17 protein-coding genes are annotated in these 13,369 nt (G+C 72.1%); 12 read left to right on the top strand and 5 right to left on the bottom strand.

Features of this window, described 5'->3' with window-relative positions; translation table 11 throughout:
* The first annotated feature begins 1 nt into the window (after window position 1).
* The 7 genes from ACZ56E_RS33340 to ACZ56E_RS33310 are packed head-to-tail and all read left to right on the top strand — an operon-like array spanning window position 2 to window position 3,765.
* A complete protein-coding gene (locus ACZ56E_RS33340) occupies window positions 2–247 on the top strand; it encodes a gas vesicle protein GvpG (RefSeq protein WP_471219945.1) in 246 nt (81 codons plus the stop codon).
* A complete protein-coding gene (locus ACZ56E_RS33335; RefSeq protein WP_471219943.1) occupies window positions 244–930 on the top strand; it encodes a DNA primase in 687 nt (228 codons plus the stop codon). The genes ACZ56E_RS33340 and ACZ56E_RS33335 overlap by 4 nt, the downstream gene beginning before the upstream one ends.
* Complete coding sequence (locus ACZ56E_RS33330) at window positions 923–2,089, top strand: SRPBCC family protein (protein WP_471219941.1); 1,167 nt, start codon at window positions 923–925, stop codon at window positions 2,087–2,089. The genes ACZ56E_RS33335 and ACZ56E_RS33330 overlap by 8 nt, the downstream gene beginning before the upstream one ends.
* The gene (locus ACZ56E_RS33325; RefSeq protein WP_468603356.1) at window positions 2,086–2,445 is read left to right on the top strand and encodes a gas vesicle protein; all 360 of its coding nucleotides are present in this window, start codon (window positions 2,086–2,088) and stop codon (window positions 2,443–2,445) included. The genes ACZ56E_RS33330 and ACZ56E_RS33325 overlap by 4 nt, the downstream gene beginning before the upstream one ends.
* On the top strand, window positions 2,429–3,277 hold the full coding sequence (locus ACZ56E_RS33320) for a GvpL/GvpF family gas vesicle protein (RefSeq protein ID WP_471219938.1): 849 nt from the start codon (window positions 2,429–2,431) through the stop codon (window positions 3,275–3,277). The genes ACZ56E_RS33325 and ACZ56E_RS33320 overlap by 17 nt, the downstream gene beginning before the upstream one ends.
* Window positions 3,274–3,462, top strand: a complete 189-nt coding sequence (locus ACZ56E_RS33315) for a gas vesicle protein (protein WP_362992974.1) — start codon at window positions 3,274–3,276, stop codon at window positions 3,460–3,462. Before ACZ56E_RS33320 ends, ACZ56E_RS33315 begins: the two co-directional genes overlap by 4 nt.
* Window positions 3,463–3,465: 3 nt before the next feature.
* Entirely contained in the window at window positions 3,466–3,765 is a 300-nt protein-coding gene (locus ACZ56E_RS33310; RefSeq protein ID WP_471219934.1) for a gas vesicle protein K, read from the top strand.
* Window positions 3,766–3,791: 26 nt separating this feature from the next.
* Here the strand turns inward: ACZ56E_RS33310 and ACZ56E_RS33305 are convergent, their stop codons facing one another.
* Entirely contained in the window at window positions 3,792–4,607 is an 816-nt protein-coding gene (locus ACZ56E_RS33305) for a class I SAM-dependent methyltransferase (protein WP_471219931.1), read from the bottom strand.
* Window positions 4,608–4,712: 105 nt separating this feature from the next.
* Complete coding sequence (locus ACZ56E_RS33300; protein WP_468603362.1) at window positions 4,713–6,242, bottom strand: phosphatase PAP2 family protein; 1,530 nt, start codon at window positions 6,240–6,242, stop codon at window positions 4,713–4,715.
* Between the two features lie 104 nt (window positions 6,243–6,346).
* On the opposite strand from ACZ56E_RS33300, the gene ACZ56E_RS33295 reads away from it, so the two are divergent.
* The 4 genes from ACZ56E_RS33295 to ACZ56E_RS33280 all read left to right on the top strand — a co-directional run bounded on the left by ACZ56E_RS33295 (window position 6,347) and on the right by ACZ56E_RS33280 (window position 9,978).
* Window positions 6,347–7,975, top strand: a complete 1,629-nt coding sequence (locus ACZ56E_RS33295; RefSeq protein ID WP_468603364.1) for an ABC-F family ATP-binding cassette domain-containing protein — start codon at window positions 6,347–6,349, stop codon at window positions 7,973–7,975.
* A 129-nt stretch (window positions 7,976–8,104) separates the two neighbouring features.
* Entirely contained in the window at window positions 8,105–8,338 is a 234-nt protein-coding gene (locus ACZ56E_RS33290; RefSeq protein WP_468603366.1) for a DUF6158 family protein, read from the top strand.
* Entirely contained in the window at window positions 8,335–8,931 is a 597-nt protein-coding gene (locus ACZ56E_RS33285) for a TIGR03086 family metal-binding protein (RefSeq protein ID WP_471219926.1), read from the top strand. The genes ACZ56E_RS33290 and ACZ56E_RS33285 overlap by 4 nt, the downstream gene beginning before the upstream one ends.
* Before the next feature lie 30 nt (window positions 8,932–8,961).
* Entirely contained in the window at window positions 8,962–9,978 is a 1,017-nt protein-coding gene (locus ACZ56E_RS33280; RefSeq protein ID WP_471219924.1) for a Ppx/GppA family phosphatase, read from the top strand.
* 16 nt (window positions 9,979–9,994) lie between these two features.
* On the opposite strand, the gene ACZ56E_RS33275 is transcribed toward ACZ56E_RS33280, so the two are convergent.
* Both ACZ56E_RS33275 and ACZ56E_RS33270 read right to left on the bottom strand, forming a co-directional pair.
* On the bottom strand, window positions 9,995–10,558 hold the full coding sequence (locus ACZ56E_RS33275; RefSeq protein WP_471219922.1) for a type 1 glutamine amidotransferase domain-containing protein: 564 nt from the start codon (window positions 10,556–10,558) through the stop codon (window positions 9,995–9,997).
* A 222-nt stretch (window positions 10,559–10,780) separates the two neighbouring features.
* Window positions 10,781–11,155 carry a CBS domain-containing protein gene (locus tag ACZ56E_RS33270; protein ID WP_468603374.1) on the bottom strand — a complete coding sequence of 125 codons (375 nt, stop codon included), beginning with the start codon at window positions 11,153–11,155 and terminating at the stop codon, window positions 10,781–10,783.
* 159 nt (window positions 11,156–11,314) lie between these two features.
* On the opposite strand from ACZ56E_RS33270, the gene ACZ56E_RS33265 reads away from it, so the two are divergent.
* Window positions 11,315–11,443, top strand: coding sequence for a hypothetical protein (locus tag ACZ56E_RS33265; protein WP_471219919.1), 129 nt, complete (start codon window positions 11,315–11,317; stop codon window positions 11,441–11,443).
* 75 nt (window positions 11,444–11,518) lie between these two features.
* Here the strand turns inward: ACZ56E_RS33265 and ACZ56E_RS33260 are convergent, their stop codons facing one another.
* Window positions 11,519–13,309 (bottom strand): thiamine pyrophosphate-requiring protein, encoded by a 1,791-nt coding sequence (locus ACZ56E_RS33260; RefSeq protein WP_471219917.1) that lies wholly within the window; start codon window positions 13,307–13,309, stop codon window positions 11,519–11,521.
* Window positions 13,310–13,369 lie beyond the last annotated feature (60 nt).

The following is a 13,369-nucleotide window of genomic DNA, read 5'->3' as shown; positions in this document are numbered from 1 at the left end:
CATGGGCCTGATCGGTGAACTGCTCATGCTGCCTCTCGCACCGGCCCGCGGCTCCCTCTGGGTGCTCAGGCAGGTGGTCGACGAGGCGGAGCGGCAGTACTACGACCCCTCGGCGATCCGTCGTGAACTCTCCCGCCTCGAGGAGCTCCTGGAGGCGGGAGAGATCGACGAGGCCGAGTTCGAGCGGCGCGAGGACGAGCTCCTCGACCGACTGCAGCACAGCACAGGACAGGACTTCAGACAATGAACCGAATGGCAGTGGGCCTCGCCGTGGGCGCGGGATACGTCCTCGGTCGCACGAAGAAGGCGAAGTTCGCGTTCGCCGTCGGCACGATGGTGGCCGGCAAGCGGCTCAACCTGAGCCCCAAGGCGCTGGGCGCGTTCGTCAACCAGCAGCTGCAGAACAACCCGCAGTTCAAGGAGATCGGCGACCAGCTGCGCCAGGACGTGCGGGGCGTGGGCAAGGCGGCCACGGGATCGCTCCTCAACCGGCAGCTCGAGGGTCTCGCCGACCGGCTGCACGACCGCACCCTCGGCGTCCAGGACCGCATCTCCGGCGTGGTGCCGGGCCAGGCGGACGACGCCGACCAGGACGAGGACGCCGAAGACCGCGACCGGGATCGGGACGAGGACCGGGATCAGGACGAGGACGCGGAGCCCGAGCGGTCGGCACAGCGCAAGAAGGCGCCGTCGAACCGGACCGCCCGGAAGCCGGACGAGAAGTCGGACGAGAAGCCGGACGCCAAGTCCGCGACGAAGGCCGCCGCGAAGAAGACCCCGGCTAAGAAGAGCCCGCAGAAGACAGCCCGTAAGACCGCTCAGAAGAAGTCCACCGCGGCGGCGCGCGGCACCGCCCGCAGGGCTGCGTCGTCGGCGTCGTCGGCCCGCAGCGGCGGCGGCAGGACGAAGGGAGGCAGCGACCATGGCTGAGTCACCTTTGAGCAACATCACCCGCAGCCCGGCCGCCGACCGCCTGAAGGAAGAGGCGCAGGCCTACATGATGGCCCAGGTCGAGCGCATGCTCGTCGGCGTGGGCCACCGGCTCGGCGACGCGACCGTCAAGCTGAACGACATAGCGGAGGGCAAGAGCCCCGGCTTCGGCAAGCTGGCGGCCCAGGCGGGCAAGAAGGTCGCTGAGGGCAAGGGCCCGGTGCGCAGCGCGCTGGAACTCGGCGGCAGCCACCTGAAGGACTCCGTGAAGGGCGCTGTCCAGAACATCGGCGGCGGCAAACGCAAGAAGGGCGGCGCGGGCCAGAAGCCGACAGTCATCATGGAGTACGTCGACGTGGGCGTGCCGCTCCGCGAGGCGTACGACCAGTGGACCCAGTACCAGGAGTTCGCCACGTTCACCAAGGGCGTCAAGGACGCCACCGTGGCGAGCGACACGGACACCGACTGGAAGCTCAAGGTCTTCTGGTCCACCCGCAGTCTGAAGGCGCACACCACCGAGCAGGTGCCGGACCAGCGCATCACCTGGACGTCGGAGGGCGGCAAGGGGACGGCGAAGGGCGTCGTCACCTTCCACGCGCTCGCCGAGAACCTCACCCGGGTGCTGCTGGTCATCGAGTACTACCCGAAGGGCCTCTTCGAGAAGACCGGAAACATCTGGCGCGCCCAGGGCCGCAGGGCCCGCCTGGACCTCAAGCACTTCGCCCGGCACATCTCGCTGCGCGGCGAGGCGAGCGACGGCTGGCGCGGCGAGATCCGCGACGGCGAGGTCGTCCGCAGCCACGAGGACGCCGTGGCCGAGGAGGAGGACGAGCACGAGGCGCAGGACGAGCACGAGGACGAGCACGAGGCGCAGGACGAAGCGCAGGACGAGCCGGAGTCCGAGTACGACGAGGAGGACGAGGAAGAGGACGAGCGGGGGGACGAACCGGCCGAGGAGTACGAGGACGAGCCCGAAGAGGCTGAGGACGAGGAGCTCCAGGGCGAGCACGAGTCCGACGAAGAGGACGAGGCCGAGCCCGAGCCGGAGGATGAGCCCGAGGACGAGTACGACGAAGAGCCCGAGGACGAGGCCGACGCCGACGAGGAGAAGCAGCGCGAGTACGCCGAGTCGGCCGGCGGCGGACGGGCCCGTCGATGACGACCTCCTCTGGCGGCGGACTGCCCGGCCCCTACGGCGGAGGCGGCGGCGGTGCCAACCTCGCCGACATCCTCGAACGCGTCCTGGACAAGGGCATCGTCATCGCCGGCGACATCAAGATCAACCTGCTCGACATCGAACTGCTCACCATCAAGCTCCGCCTCATCGTCGCCTCCGTGGACAAGGCCAAGGAGATGGGCATCGACTGGTGGGAGGGCGACCCGGCGCTCTCCCAGGGGGCGCGCCGCACGGAACTCTCGCGGGAGAACGCCGAGTTGCGGCAGCGTCTCGCGGAACTGGAGGAGCGGATGTCCCTGGAGCCGGCCGAGAAGGAGACACATGAACGCCGTGAATGATCCGCACGGCGACGGTCCGCGCCACGACGACCTGCGGTACGTCTACGCGGTCTGCCGCCCCTTCACCGCACCGCTCGCCGCCGACCTCACCGGGGTCGGCGGCGTTCCGCCCCGCCGCCTGGAGCACGAGGGCCTCGTCGCCCTGGTCGGCCCGGTGCCGGAGCGGGACTTCGCCGAGGACGCGCTGCGCTCCCACCTGGAGGACCTGGACTGGCTCTCCGACACGGCACGCGCGCACCAGCGGGTGATCGACGCGCTCACCTCCGTCACCTCACCGCTGCCGCTGCGCCTCGCGACCGTCTTCCGTGACGACAGCGGCGTACGCGCCATGCTGGCGGACGGCGCGGAGCGCTTCCACCGTGTCCTCGGACGGATCGACGGACGCGTCGAGTGGGGCGTGAAGGTCCACCTCCTGCAGAGCGAGGAGTCCGCGGCGCCGCAGGACGCCGCACCGGCCCGGCAGACCGGGCCGACCAGCGGGCGCGACTATCTGCGCCGGCGGCGCAGTCAGCGCACGGCGCAGGAGGAGGGCTGGCAGCGGGCCGAGGCCTTCGCCCGGCGGCTGCACGAGACGCTGTCGCGGCGTGCCGAGGACTCCCGGCTGCACGCGCCGCAGAACGCGGAGCTGTCCCGCACGCCGGGTCGCAACGTGCTCAACGCGGCGTATCTGGTGAGCCGGGAGGACTCCGAGGAGTTCGTCGAGCTCGTGGACCGCACGAAGGACGAGGACGAGGGGACGAGCCGGCTGCGGGTGGAGCTGACGGGGCCGTGGGCCGCGTACTCCTTCACCGGCGACGAACGCGCCGACGAAGAGAAGGACCGTGCCGAATGACCGTCGTCGAACGCCGCGAGATCGCCCTGGTCGACCTGCTCGACCGGCTGCTCGCGGGCGGCGTCGTCATCAAGGGCGACATCACCCTGCGGATCGCGGACGTCGATCTCGTACGCATCGACCTCAACGCGTTGATCAGCTCGGTGAACGAACAAGTGCCGTCGCCGTGGCCGGACAGGGAGTGAACCATGGAACCGGAGCGCCACGACGAACACCGCAAGCGCATGGACCTCGACCCCGACACCGTGGAGCGGGACCTGGTGAAACTGGTCCTGACCGTCGTCGAACTCCTCCGTCAGCTGATGGAGCGGCAGGCGGTGCGCCGCTTCGACACCGGTGAGCTGTCCGAGGACCAGGAGGAAAGGATCGGCCTGACGCTGATGCTCCTGGAGGACCGGATGGCCGAACTGCGGAACCGGTACGGGCTGCGGCCCGAGGACCTGAACCTGGACCTCGGGCCGCTGGGCCCCCTGCTCCCCAGGGAGTGAGCCGCCCCGGCGAAGTGCCCGGCGGCTCACTTCCGGCAGAGCACCTCCCCGTGCAGCACCGCGAACCACGCGTCCTGCCGCCCGCCCCACTCCCGCCACGCCGCGGACACGGCACGCAGCCCCTCCGCGTCCGCGTGGCCGCCCGCCACCGCGCGCTCGGCGTACGCGGAGGCGAGCGTGCGGTCCGCCCACAGACCGCTCCACCAGGCCCGCTCCTCCGCGGAGCTGTAGCACCAGGTGGCGGCGGTCGCGGTGATGCCGGCCTCCGCGAAGCCCGCTTCCAGGGCCCAGGACCTGAGCCGGCGCCCCGCGTCGGGCTCGCCGCCGTTGGCCCGGGCCACCCGCAGGTACAGGTCCAGCCAGTCGTCCATGGCGGGCAGCTCCGGATACCAGGTCATCGCCGAGTAGTCCGCGTCGCGGGCTGCCACGATGCCGCCCGGCCTGCAGACGCGGCGCATCTCGCGCAGCGCCCGGACCGGGTCGCCCACGTGCTGGAGCACCTGATGGGCGTGGACGACGTCGAACGTGTCGTCGGGGTGGTCGAGGTCGTGCACGTCGGCGACGGCGAACTCGACGTTGTGCAGGCCGCGTTCGGCCGCGGTGGCGCGCGCCGTGTCCAGGATGCCGGGGGCCCGGTCCACGCCGGTGACGCGGCCGTCGGGGACCAGCGCGGCGAGGTCGGCGGTGATGGTCCCGGGGCCGCAGCCGATGTCCAGGACCGTCATGTCGGGCTTCAGCGAACCGACCAGATAGGCGGCCGAGTTGGCGGCGGTGCGCCAGGTGTGCGAGCGCAGCACGGACTCGTGGTGCCCGTGCGTGTAGACGGCGGTCTCCTCCGGCATGGCGGAACTCCTTCGGGTGCGACTGTACGAGGCACCGTACGCCGCCATGCCGAATAGTGAGATCTGCGTATCAGTATGTGGTCCATGCGTTCCGTTGGCGGACGGTCAGCGGGCCGCCGGAAGCGGCCGGTAGACGGTCAGCGCCTCGGGCAGCTTGTCGACCGTCAACGAGCCATGGACGCGCGTCACTTCACCGTCGTACGCCACGACCGTGCCCGCCGCGAGGCCGTCCACCCGCAGCCGGGGCAGCCGTGCGGCCGTCTGCGCGGGGGAGCGCACGTCGGGGCCCGTCAGCGCCGCGGCGAGGAGCCTCGCGCCCGGCCTGCGGCCGCCGTGCACGACGCGCACGTCGAGCAGCCCGTCCGCCAGGTCGAGCCTGCGGCCCGGAGTGAGGCCGGGCCGGTGGTAGGTGCAGTTGCCCGCGAAGAGCATCCACATCGCCCGCTCCTTGCCCCGGAACTTCGCGACCAGCGGTCGTTCGTCGGAGCGCAGCACCTTCAGCGCCGCGAGCACCGAGGCGGGATGGCCGCCGATGCGGTGCGCCCAGTGCTCGCGCTGCCGCACCAGCTCCGGGTACACACCCAGGCTGAACGTGTTGAGGAAGTAGCCCTCTTCCTGCTCCCCGGACCCGTTCTCCGAGGTGAAGCGGCCGACGTCCACGGCGACCGCGTCGCCCGCCTCCACCGCGCAGGCCAGATCGCGGACGTCCTCGACCCCGAGGTCGTACGCGAAGTGGTTGAGCGTGCCGCCGGGCAGCACCGCGAGCGGCAGGCCGTGGTGCAGCGCGACCCGGGCCGCGGCGTTGACCGTGCCGTCGCCGCCGCACACGCCGAGGACCTGGGCGCGGGCCGCGGCCTTCTCCAGCTCGGCGCCGATGTCGGCGGGCTCGGCGACGACGACCTCCGCCTCCGGCAGCGCGTCACGCAGCGTCTTCACGCGCTGCGGGGTGCCCGCCCCCGCGTTGGCCACCAGGACGAGCCCCGCGCCGCCCGGCAGCGCGGGAGCCGTCACCCGGGGGCGGCCGGGCGGCGCCAGCTGCGCCCGCGTCGGCACCAGACCGCGCACCGCGAACGCCGCGCCCGCGCCCAGCGCCCCGCCCACCAGGACATCGCTCGGAAAGTGTGCCCCGGTGTACACGCGGGAGACCGCGACGGCCGCCGCGAGCGGCGCGACGGCCGCACCCCACGCCCGCGACTCCAGCGCCACACCCGTGGCGAACGCCGCGGCGGACGCCGAGTGGCCGGAGGGGAACGACGTGGTGATCGGCTGCCGCTTGAGCTGCCGGATCAGCGGCACCGGGTCGAGCAGCGGCCGGGGCCTGCGCACCGAGCGCTTGCCCAGCGTGTTGATCGTCGCGGAGGCCAGCGCCAGGGAGGCCACACCGCGCAGGGCGGCGCGCCGGGCCCGCGGGGTGCGCGTCGCGGCGATCCCCGCGGCCGTCGCGAACCACAGCACGCCGTGGTTGGCGCTCCGGCTCAGCCGGGGCAGCAGCGGGTCGGCGCCGGGCCAGTGCCGCGCGGCGACCGCCTCGAACAGCCGGCTGTCGAGGGCGACCATGCGGGCCTTGAACGGATGGTGCCCGGCGGCGGGGCGGGACAGGTCGATGCCGGAGACGTCCGGGGAGTCAGCGCACATGCCGCACGCGTACCCTGCACGCGGCCCTTCAGGCCGGACGGGTGAAGCGGACCGGGCGGGAATCGGTTTGCCCGGGCACCCGTCGGCCACGGACAATCCCGCTCATGGGACATCTGGAAGCCGCACACCTCGAGTACTACTTGCCGGACGGGCGGGCGCTGCTCGGTGATGTCTCCTTCCGGGTCGGCGAGGGCGCCGTCGTCGCCCTCGTCGGGGCGAACGGCGCGGGCAAGACGACACTGCTCCGGCTGATCTCCGGCGAGCTCCAGCCGCACGGCGGCAGCGTCACCGTGAGCGGCGGGCTCGGCGTGATGCCGCAGTTCGTCGGCTCCGTGCGCGACGAGACCACCGTGCGCGACCTGCTCGTCTCCGTCGCCCAGCCGCGGATCCGCGAGGCCGCGAAGGCCGTCGACGCCGCCGAGCACGCGATCATGACGGTCGACGACGAGGCCGCCCAGATGGCGTACGCCCAGGCGCTCTCCGACTGGGCGGAGGTGCAGGGGTACGAAGCGGAGACCCTGTGGGACATCTGCACCACCGCCGCGCTCGGCGTCCCTTATGACAAGGCCCAGTTCCGCGAGGTCCGCACGCTCTCCGGCGGTGAGCAGAAGCGCCTCGTTCTGGAGGCCCTGCTGCGCGGCACCGACGAGGTGCTGCTCCTCGACGAGCCGGACAACTACCTCGACGTACCGGGCAAGCGCTGGCTGGAGGGGCAGCTCAAGGAGACCCGCAAGACCGTCCTGTTCGTCTCCCACGACCGGGAGCTGCTCGCCCGCGCCGCCGAGAAGATCGTCAGCGTCGAGCAGAGCCCCGGGGGCGCCGACGCGTGGGTGCACGGCGGCGGCTTCGAGACGTTCCACGAGGCCCGCAAGGAGCGCTTCGCGCGCTTCGAGGAGCTGCGCCGCCGCTGGGACGAGAAGCACGAGCAGCTGAAGAAGCTGGTGCGCACCCTGCGCCAGGCCGCCGACGTCAGCCACGAGATGGCCTCGCGCTACCACGCGGCGCAGACCAGGCTCCGCAAGTTCGAGGAGGCGGGCCCGCCGCCCGAGCCGCCGCGCGAGCAGGACATCACCATGCGGCTGCACGGCGGGCGGACCGGCGTCCGGGCGGTGACCTGCGAGGGCTTGGAGCTCACCGGCCTGATGCACCCCTTCGACCTGGAGGTCTTCTACGGCGAGCGGGTCGCGGTCCTCGGCTCGAACGGCTCGGGCAAGTCGCACTTCCTGCGGCTGCTCGCGGGCGACACCGACAACCCCGTCGCGCACACCGGATCCTGGAAGCTCGGCGCGCGCGTCGTGCCAGGGCACTTCGCGCAGACCCACGCCCACCCCGAGCTGCTTGGCCGCACGCTCCTCGACATCCTGTGGCGCGAGCACGCGCAGGACCGCGGCGCCGCGATGTCCCGGCTGCGGCGGTACGAGCTGACGGGCCAGGCGGAGCAGAAGTTCGAGCGGCTCTCCGGCGGCCAGCAGGCCCGCTTCCAGATCCTGCTGCTCGAACTGCAGGGCTGCACGGCGCTGCTCCTCGACGAGCCCACGGACAACCTCGACCTGGAGTCCGCCGAGGCGCTGCAGGAGGGCCTCGAGGCGTTCCAGGGGACGGTCCTCGCCGTCACCCACGACCGCTGGTTCGCCCGCTCCTTCGACCGCTATCTCGTCTTCGGCAGCGACGGCCGGGTCCGCGAGACACCGGAGCCGGTGTGGGACGAGCGGCGGGTCGACCGGGTGCGCTAGGGCCTGTCCGGCGGACCGGCCACGGCTGCGGAGCGCGCGCGAACCGTGTGCGGTGCATCCTGGGTAGTACGGGCCCAGCGGGTACCCGGGAGGCAGGGAGCGAGACGACCACAGCGATGGGAGCGCGCCATGAACGGAGTCGAGCCGAGCCGGCTGGACGACCAGCAGCTCATCAAGGAGCTGGAGACGATCCACCGCACCCGCCACACCACCCTGCTGCACGGTTCGAGCGACGCCCTGCGGGCCCACAACGAACGCATGGCCCAGCTGGAGGGCGAGTATCTGCGCCGCCACCCGGACCGCTCCGTGGCGGGCGGACGGACCCGCGAAGGCGCGCGGGAGAGGGGAGCGACAGACTCATGACGGACCGTTCCACGAGCAAGGCGGACCCGCCCCTGCTGGACCGGCACGGCGCGGCACTCGACCTCTTCACCGACCGCGTGCACGCCGTCCGCGCCGACCAGTGGGACGCCCCCACCCCCTGCACCGACTGGACCGTGCACGACCTGGTGAACCACCTCACGGCCGAACAGCTGTGGGTGCCGCCACTGGTCCGCGACGGGGCCACCATGGAGTCCGTCGGCGACCTCTTCGAGGGGGACATGCTCGGCCCGGACCAGATCGCCTCCTGGGACACCGCGGCCGCCGCCTCGCGGGCCGCCTTCCGCGAACCGGGTGCCCTGAACCGCATCGTCCACCTCTCCTCCGGTGAGGCCTCCGCCACCTTCTACTGCGGGCAGATGACCGTCGACCTCGTGGTGCACGCCTGGGACCTGTCCCGCGCGATCGGCGCCGACGAGCAACTGCCCGACGAGCTCGTCGACTTCGCGGTACGGGAAGTCGCCCCGTACGCCGACGAGTTGGAGAAGAGCGGCCTCTTCGCCCCCGCCGTGGAGCCGCCGCACGACGCCGACGCGCAGACGAAGCTGCTCAACCTCATGGGCCGCAGGGTGTGACCCCCTGGCCGCAGAGGGAATCTGGTGTTCATGAGAGTCGGTGTGGTGGATGTGGGATCGAACACGGTGCGGCTGGTCGTCGCTGACGCCGACGGGCAGGTGCCGTTGCCGGTCCACACGGTGAAGAGACGGCTGCGCCTGGGAGAGCACCTGGACCAGGACGGGCGGCTCGGCGAGGAGCCGGTCAGGCAACTGGTCGCCGCGGTGCGGGACGTACAGGACGAGGCGCGGCGATGGGGCGTGGCCGAGCCCTTCGCCTTCGTCACGTCGATCGTGCGCGACGCCCCGAACCGCGCGGAGGTCCTTGAGGCGGTGGCTGCGGGGACCGGGGTGCGGCTGCGCACGCTGTCCGGTGAGGCCGAGGCGGAGCTGACGTTCCTCGCCGCCCGGCGGTGGATGGGCTGGCGCGCGGGGCCGCTGGTGCTCTTCGACATCGGCGGCGGCTCCCTGGAGGTGGCCTTCGGGCGCAGCCGCCTGCCGGACTACGCGGCCTCGCTCCCGCTGGGGGCGAGACGGCTGACGCGGGAGCTCTTCGACGGCCAGGACCCGCCCCGCGAGGAGGACCTCAAGGCGGTACGGCGCCAGGTGCGCCACCAGCTGCGCGACGTGGCCGCGCGGATCCGCTGGGAGATGCCGCACACCGCCGTCGCCACCTCACGCACGTTCCAGCAGCTCGCCCGGTTGTGCGGGGCGGCTCCCGGCCGCTACGGCCCGTTCACGGAGCGGCAGTTGGGCCGCGCCGACCTGGGCAAGGCGGTCCGGGAACTGGCCAGGCTGCCCGCCGAACGGCGCGCCCAGCTGCCGGGCATCTCGGCGGCGCGCGCCGGACAGTGCGTGGCCGGCGCGGTCGTCGCCCACACGGCCATGAAGCTGACCGGGATCGAGACGGTGACGGTCTGCCCGTGGGCGCTGCGCGAGGGGATCCTGCTGCGCTACATCGAGGACGGTGACGCCGACTGGTGGGCCGGGGAACACGTGCACACCGCCGACGGCGCGCACGGTGACCCGGCGTCCCTGCACCTGGCCACCGCGCCCTGCGCCACCTGAACGCGGCCCTTCCGGGCTACTTTCCCTCGGCTGCCTTGGCCGCCTTGGCGAACTCCGCGACGAACGTCTCGCAGAACGCCTTGAGGTCGTCCGGCTTGCGGCTGGTGACGAGCGTGTTGGGGCCGCCCGTGCAGACCTTGACCTGCTCGTCGACCCAGGTGCCGCCCGCGTTGCGGATGTCGGTCTTGAGGCTCGGCCAGGAGGTCAGCGTCCGGTCGCGCACCACGTCCGCCTCGACGAGGGTCCACGGGGCGTGGCAGATGGCCGCCACCGGCCGGCCCTGCTCGAAGAAGTTCCGCACGAACGCGACGGCCTTCTCGTCCATCCGCAGGAAGTCCGGGTTGGCGACCCCGCCGGGCAGCACGAGCCCGCCGAACGCGTCGGCCCGCGTCTCGCCCACGACCTCCTGGACGGGGAACGTGTCCGCCTTGTCGAGGTGGTTGAAGCCCTGCACCTCGCCGGACTGCGTCGACACCAGGACGGGCTCGCCGCCCGCGTCCTCGACGGCCTGCCACGGGTCGGTGAGTTCGATCTGCTCTACGCCCTCGGGCGCCACGAGAAATGCGATGCGCTGCGGCATGGCGGAGTGTCCTTCCCACTTCTTGCGGTTCTTGCGGTTCTTACGGCTCCTGCGCGGCTGATGCTCCGCGCAGGCGGCTCATCTGTACGGGTGCCTCACCGGGAGGGTTATATGTACACCCTTTTGCCCTTTCTACGGGCCTTTGGTCCCAGGGCGGCGCAGCGACACGGCACGCGCGGCGGCCCGGGCAGTGCGCGGCGGCCCGGGCAGTGCGTGGCGGGGCTATGCGAGGCCCGGCGCGAGGTCGCCGAGGCTCACCATCCCCACCGGCCGCCCGTCCTCGACGACGGGCAGCCGCCGCACCGCGTGGTCGCGCATCAGACCGACCGCGGCCGACACCGCGTCGTCGGGGCCCACCACCACCGGATTGGGCGTGCAGACGGCCTGCGCGCTGACCGTCAGCGGATCGGCGCCGTCCGCCACGGCACGCAGCGCGATGTCCCGGTCGGTGAGCACACCGAGAACCTGACCGTCCACGGCGACCAGGACGTCGCCGATGTTCTGGGCGCGCATCAGCTGCGCCGCTTCCACGAGAGAAGCGTCGGGGCGGACGGCCACGACGCCCGGCGTCATGACGTCCCTCACGTAATCGGCCATGGCTGGGCCCTTCCTGCATATGTCCTTCGTACGTTCGTCGTGTGCCCTCGCCGCAGTACCCCCGAGCCCCGCGGCCATGCCCTTTCCGGGAGGTTTGCGCCGCCGGGCCGGGGAGACCCGGCCCGCGACACCCCCCACACCGACTGGGAGGGCAAGGTCATGGCGGTACTCGCTGTATTCATCCCGCTCGTGATGCTGGGCGTGGTCCTGGCACTCGGCCGGTACGAGGAGATGCTGCTGCCGCCCGCGAAGAACCCGGACGATGTCGTAGGGCGCCGCACCGCGTGACGCGGAGCAGCACAGTGCCGCCGGGCCCGTCGAAACGGCCGGGCGGCACTGTCGCGCGCGGCACCCCGCGAGGCCCTAGTGCCGGCCCCACTCCTGCATCTTCGCCTTGAGGCCCTGCTTGATCATCGAACCCCGGTCCGCGTCACCTTTGAGCATGGAGGACACCGTGGCCTCCAGCTGGTCCCACGTCGCGTGCGGCGGGATCGGCGGCACCGCGGGGTCGGTGCGGAACTCGAGGACCGCGGGGCCGTTCGCCGCGAGACCCGCGCGCCAGGCGTCCTCGACGTCCTCGGGGCGCTCCACCCGGATGCCGGTCAGCCCGATCGAGCGGGCGAAGTCGGCGTACGGCACATCGGGCAGGGACTGCGACGGCAGGAAGGACGGGGCGCCCTCCATCGACCGCATCTCCCACGTCACCTGGTTCAGGTCCTGGTTGTTCCACACGCCGACGACCAGCCGCGGATCGTCCCAGCGGTGCCGGTACTTGGCGGCGGTGACCAGCTCCGCCATGCCGTTCATCTGCATCGCGCCGTCCCCCACCAGGGCCACCACGGGCCGGTCGGGATGCGCGAACTTCGCCCCGATCGCGTACGGCACACCGCACCCCATCGTGGCCAGCGTGCCCGACAGCGAGGCCCGCATGTCGCCGCGGAGCGTGAGGTGGCGCGCGAACCAGTTCGCCACCGAGCCCGAGTCGGCGGTGATGATCGCGTTGTCCGGCAGCAGTGGGTCGAGGGCGCGCGCCACGTGCTCCGGATTGACCGGGTCGGCGGAGAGCGCCGCCCTGCGCTCCAGCACACCCTTCCAGCGCGTCACGTTCGCGCAGATCTCGTCGTACCACTCGCGGCAGACCCCGCGGCGGTCCTTGTCGATGAGCGGGATCAGCTCGCGCAGCGTCGCCCGCGCGTCGCCGACGAGATTCACCTCGTACGGATAACGCATCCCGACCATGTGCGGATCGATGTCGATCTGCACGCCCCGCGCGGAGCCGAACTCCGGCAGGTACTGCGAGTAGGGGAAGCTCGAACCGATCGTCAGGAGCGTGTCGCAGTCACGCATCAGCTCGTAGCTCGGACGGGTGCCGAGCAGGCCGATGGAACCGGTGACGTACGGAAGCTCGTCGCTCAGCGCGTCCTTGCCGAGCAGCGCCTTCGCCACGCCCGCGCCGAGCACCTCGGCGATCTCCTCGACCTCGGCACGCGCACCCGCCGCTCCCTGGCCGATGAGGATCGCCGCCTTGTCGCCGGAGTTGAGGACCTCCGCGGCGCGCTCCAGGGCGGTCGGCGAGGGCATCGCCGTCCAGCTGCTGCGGTCCAGGCTGGAGGGGACCATCTTGAACGCGTGCGAGGGAGGGGAGTACTCCAGCTCCTGCACGTCACCGGGGACGATGACGGCCGTCGGGCAGCGCCGCGCGTACGCGGTACGGATCGCCCGGTCGATGACGTTCGGCAGCTGCTCGGGCACCGTCACCGTCTCGACGAAGTCGCCCGCCACGTCCTTGAACAGCGTGTGCAGGTCGACCTCCTGCTGGTACGAGCCGCCCATCGCGCTGCGGTCCGTCTGCCCGACGAGGGCGAGGACCGGCACATGGTCGAGCTTCGCGTCGTAGAGACCGTTGAGGAGGTGGACCGCCCCGGGGCCCGACGTCGCCACGCACACGCCGAGCCGCCTGCCGAACTTGGCGTACCCGACGGCCTGGAGAGCGGCCATCTCCTCGTGCCGCGCCTGCACGAAGCGCGGCCGGTCCTCGGCCCTGCCCCACGCGGCGAGCAGACCGTTGATGCCGTCCCCCGGATAGCCGAAGACCTGCTCCACGCCCCAGGCGCGCAGCCTCTCCAGAATGTGGTCGGCGACCTTGACGCTCATGACGGAGCCCTCCGGGCGGATCGGGAATCGGCAGTGCCGTCCGGGTGTCCGGTCGAACCC

The sequence above is a fragment of the Streptomyces sp. NPDC039480 genome, assembly GCF_055597165.1.
The sequence above is the reverse complement of the archived record's forward strand: the minus strand, read 5'-3'. Positions and strand labels throughout refer to the sequence as shown.

What these genes read in the sequence shown, in the direction of transcription:
- ACZ56E_RS33340 (WP_471219945.1), top strand. Translation starts at nt 2, where the DNA reads ATGGGCCTGATCGGTGAACTGCTCATGCTGCCTCTCGCACCGGCCCGC.
- ACZ56E_RS33335 (WP_471219943.1), top strand. Translation starts at nt 244, where the DNA reads ATGAACCGAATGGCAGTGGGCCTCGCCGTGGGCGCGGGATACGTCCTC.
- ACZ56E_RS33330 (WP_471219941.1), top strand. Translation starts at nt 923, where the DNA reads ATGGCTGAGTCACCTTTGAGCAACATCACCCGCAGCCCGGCCGCCGAC.
- ACZ56E_RS33325 (WP_468603356.1), top strand. Translation starts at nt 2,086, where the DNA reads ATGACGACCTCCTCTGGCGGCGGACTGCCCGGCCCCTACGGCGGAGGC.
- ACZ56E_RS33320 (WP_471219938.1), top strand. Translation starts at nt 2,429, where the DNA reads ATGAACGCCGTGAATGATCCGCACGGCGACGGTCCGCGCCACGACGAC.
- ACZ56E_RS33315 (WP_362992974.1), top strand. Translation starts at nt 3,274, where the DNA reads ATGACCGTCGTCGAACGCCGCGAGATCGCCCTGGTCGACCTGCTCGAC.
- ACZ56E_RS33310 (WP_471219934.1), top strand. Translation starts at nt 3,466, where the DNA reads ATGGAACCGGAGCGCCACGACGAACACCGCAAGCGCATGGACCTCGAC.
- ACZ56E_RS33305 (WP_471219931.1), bottom strand. Translation starts at nt 4,607, where the DNA reads ATGCCGGAGGAGACCGCCGTCTACACGCACGGGCACCACGAGTCCGTG.
- ACZ56E_RS33300 (WP_468603362.1), bottom strand. Translation starts at nt 6,242, where the DNA reads ATGTGCGCTGACTCCCCGGACGTCTCCGGCATCGACCTGTCCCGCCCC.
- ACZ56E_RS33295 (WP_468603364.1), top strand. Translation starts at nt 6,347, where the DNA reads ATGGGACATCTGGAAGCCGCACACCTCGAGTACTACTTGCCGGACGGG.
- ACZ56E_RS33290 (WP_468603366.1), top strand. Translation starts at nt 8,105, where the DNA reads ATGAACGGAGTCGAGCCGAGCCGGCTGGACGACCAGCAGCTCATCAAG.
- ACZ56E_RS33285 (WP_471219926.1), top strand. Translation starts at nt 8,335, where the DNA reads ATGACGGACCGTTCCACGAGCAAGGCGGACCCGCCCCTGCTGGACCGG.
- ACZ56E_RS33280 (WP_471219924.1), top strand. Translation starts at nt 8,962, where the DNA reads ATGAGAGTCGGTGTGGTGGATGTGGGATCGAACACGGTGCGGCTGGTC.
- ACZ56E_RS33275 (WP_471219922.1), bottom strand. Translation starts at nt 10,558, where the DNA reads ATGCCGCAGCGCATCGCATTTCTCGTGGCGCCCGAGGGCGTAGAGCAG.
- ACZ56E_RS33270 (WP_468603374.1), bottom strand. Translation starts at nt 11,155, where the DNA reads ATGGCCGATTACGTGAGGGACGTCATGACGCCGGGCGTCGTGGCCGTC.
- ACZ56E_RS33265 (WP_471219919.1), top strand. Translation starts at nt 11,315, where the DNA reads ATGGCGGTACTCGCTGTATTCATCCCGCTCGTGATGCTGGGCGTGGTC.
- ACZ56E_RS33260 (WP_471219917.1), bottom strand. Translation starts at nt 13,309, where the DNA reads ATGAGCGTCAAGGTCGCCGACCACATTCTGGAGAGGCTGCGCGCCTGG.